A 2,869-nucleotide genomic window follows, 5' to 3' on the forward strand; every position below is an offset into this window, starting at 1 on the left:
AACTTGTAAATTAGGTATTTTATGTTTTTGCGCACCTTGGCTCCCTGAAATTTCGCGAGATTATACGTCAAATTTGCTTTTAATCGGCTCAAATCGGCAGGAAAATTTAATGAGTTAAATTTAGCCAAAATTTTGAGCGTAGTTTAAATTTGCAGCTCGATTTACAGCTCAATTCGCGGCACGGAATTTTAAAATTTAGAAGCGCGGTATGTTGGCTAAATTTAAAAATGTAGCGCGCGATGTGTCATCTCCGTGCTATTAAAACAGAAAGCGCTTAGCTAAATTTAAAACCACTCCGTGCGTTCGATAAATTTCGCCATGATTGCTAGCCTGCCGCTTCGGTCAAATTTAAAATTCTACAAACGTGCATAGGCGCCGTTTTGAATGGTACGACGATCGGCTGTGTAAAATTCTACTATTTTGCGCGCGCGGCGCCTGATTTTGAAATGGCGTCCGCGGGGCGAAATTTTAAAATTCCGTTATGCGAATGGATTTAAAATTTCATAACAGACACAGAATTTTAAAATTTAAAATCTCAAAATTCTAAAATTCCGAAATCTCGCGGCGCGGGCAAATTTAAAATTTAAAAATCGAACCAAATTTTAAATTCCAAATCAAGCTAAATTTCAAAACTATAAGTCGAGCAAAATTCCAAATCCAAAATTTAATGACTATGCCCCAAGTGTCCGCCTGCGCCATTTGACCTTACTTCGCAGATGAGCTCGTCAGCGCATTCATTGTCGCTACTTTCAAGCTGCAGCGTCGTGTGCGTGATGCCCAGATGCTCCACTTCGTGCGATATTTCGCGCAAGATCTGCTCCGCCTCGCGTACGCTTCGCTCGCCGCTAACTACGATGTGAGCCGTGAGCGCGTTTGCGCCGCTCGTGATGCTCCAGACATGCAGGTCGTGCACCGAAAGCACGCCGTCCACGCCACTGATCTGCGCGACGAGCCCGTCCAGGCACACGCCCTTTGGCGAGCCCTCCATCAGGATGTTTAGGCTCTCTTTTAGCACGCCCCAGCCGCTTTTTACGATGAGCGCGGCCACGAGCAGGCTAGCCGCCGCGTCCGCCCAGCCCCAGCCGAAGCACATCATCGCCAAGGCCGCCGCGATCGCGCCCACCGAGCCTGCAGCGTCGCCCAGCACGTGCAGGTAGGCGCCGCGCATATTGACGTTTTCTCTCACGTCGCCGCCGCGCAGCATGTATAGCGCCACGACGATGTTTACGGCAAGACCCAGCGTGCTGATGGCGAGCATCCCCGCGGTAGCTACTTCTGGCGGATTTTGGAAGCGCCGCGCCGCCTCGATGACGATAAAAATGGCGATGACGATGAGCGTGACGGCGTTTATCGTCGCGGCTAAAATTTCGATCCGTCTGTAGCCGAAGGTCTTTTGCAGATTGCCTTTGCGTTCGCCGAATTTAAACGCAAATAGCGAAAGCCCGAGCGCCGCGGCGTCTGATAGCATGTGTCCGGCGTCCGAGAGCAGGGCGAGCGAATTCGTCGCCAAGCCGCCCGCGACCTCGATCAGCATAAAAGCGGAGATTATAAGGAAGGAATTTCTCAAAACGACCTTGTTTGACGTGTGCGAATGCGCGCAGTGGGCGTGATTTTCGTGCATTTTGACCTCACTTTTGGGCAAATTTTAGTTAAATTATACCTCAAAAAAGCGCTTAAATTTTATTTATATCACCTTCTAGTCCGGCATCTACGCGCTTGCCTATGTCTTTTAACCTGCTAAACTCTTCCACTAGCCTCGGCGCGTCATCAAGACTGATCGCAAACGTCCAAAGATAGGTGAGCACCGAGTAGATGTGGCCCGCGTTTGCCTGCTTGTGTGATAGCATAAATATCGCCAAGCTAAAAATCGCCGCCGCGCTCGCGCCGATGATAAAAAAGCTCATCGCCTCTCTGTTTGATATGCGGATACGAAGCTTTGAAAGCACGTCGTAGTGGCGCTTTAGCGTGCGCTCATCGCCTACGCTTATGCGTCCTGCCTCGCGCTCTAACTGGTTGTTTAGCTTTAGATACAAGCGGTCGTTTTTGGCGATGTATTTGGGTAGCAAAACTCCAAAAATCGCAAGCAGGGCAAAAACTGCCAAACCTACGTAGAACTCGATAAATAAAAGCATGATCGCCGAGCCGAAAATCGATACGACCGAGGTAAAAAACACGGGAAAATGCTGCTCAAAAAAATCCACGAATTCGCGAGATAAATTTGCTCTTGCGATTACGGCGCTTTCGTCTTTTGCGGCTCTTTTTTCGTTCATTATCACGCTTACGGCAAGCCCCGCGTATATCCTAGTAAATACCTGCGTATCCACGCGCCGTCTAATCGAGCCAAGCCCCCAACCCACGAACACCATGCACGAGTAGCTAAGTGCCAGAAGCGTATCGCCTGCTACGATGGCGTTTATGGCGATGCCGGCTAGTACGGGATAGACGAGAAATAGCCCGTTTTCCGCCAAAACTAGACTAAACGTTAAAAACAGTTTTTTAAAGTTTTTCTTTGCGATGAGCGTTAGCGTCTTAAATGCGCTATTTTGCATAAAATTCCTTTGGTTAAAATCGCGCGGATTCTAGCTGATTTTAAAATTTGAGTCAAATTTTGCGGAATTTTTGCTGTAACTCTTGACATTACAACAAAATTTTATTATACTTCGCTCATCGGTTGTAAGTTATAGCATTACAACAAAAAATCTAAGGAGAAAAAGATGTCAAACTATAAGATCGTTTCAACGAAAAACGAACCGAGAGTCGAGCTAAAAGAAGCTCTAGGCTTAAGCGGCTGTGAGCTCTCTATCAACGAGCTTCCTGCAAACGTGAGCGTGCCGTTCGTGCATTCGCACAAGCAAAACGAGGAGCTTTA

2 protein-coding genes are annotated in these 2,869 nt (G+C 47.8%); both read right to left on the reverse strand.

Annotated features, from left to right (window positions below):
- Positions 1-664: 664 nt before the first annotated feature.
- Positions 665-1,621, reverse strand: coding sequence for a cation diffusion facilitator family transporter (locus Q0140_RS02055; RefSeq protein WP_297961214.1), 957 nt, complete (start codon positions 1,619-1,621; stop codon positions 665-667).
- A gap of 52 nt (positions 1,622-1,673) precedes the next feature.
- Complete coding sequence (locus Q0140_RS02060) at positions 1,674-2,549, reverse strand: ABC transporter six-transmembrane domain-containing protein (protein ID WP_297961217.1); 876 nt, start codon at positions 2,547-2,549, stop codon at positions 1,674-1,676.
- Positions 2,550-2,869: the final 320 nt, after the last annotated feature.

The sequence above is a fragment of the uncultured Campylobacter sp. genome, from assembly GCF_938045405.1.
Taxonomy (GTDB): Bacteria; Campylobacterota; Campylobacteria; order Campylobacterales; family Campylobacteraceae; genus Campylobacter_B.

Excerpts from the sequence above, each read along its gene's own strand:
- Q0140_RS02055 (WP_297961214.1), bottom strand. The coding sequence starts at position 1,621 with ATGCACGAAAATCACGCCCACTGCGCGCATTCGCACACGTCAAACAAG.
- Q0140_RS02060 (WP_297961217.1), bottom strand. The coding sequence starts at position 2,549 with ATGCAAAATAGCGCATTTAAGACGCTAACGCTCATCGCAAAGAAAAAC.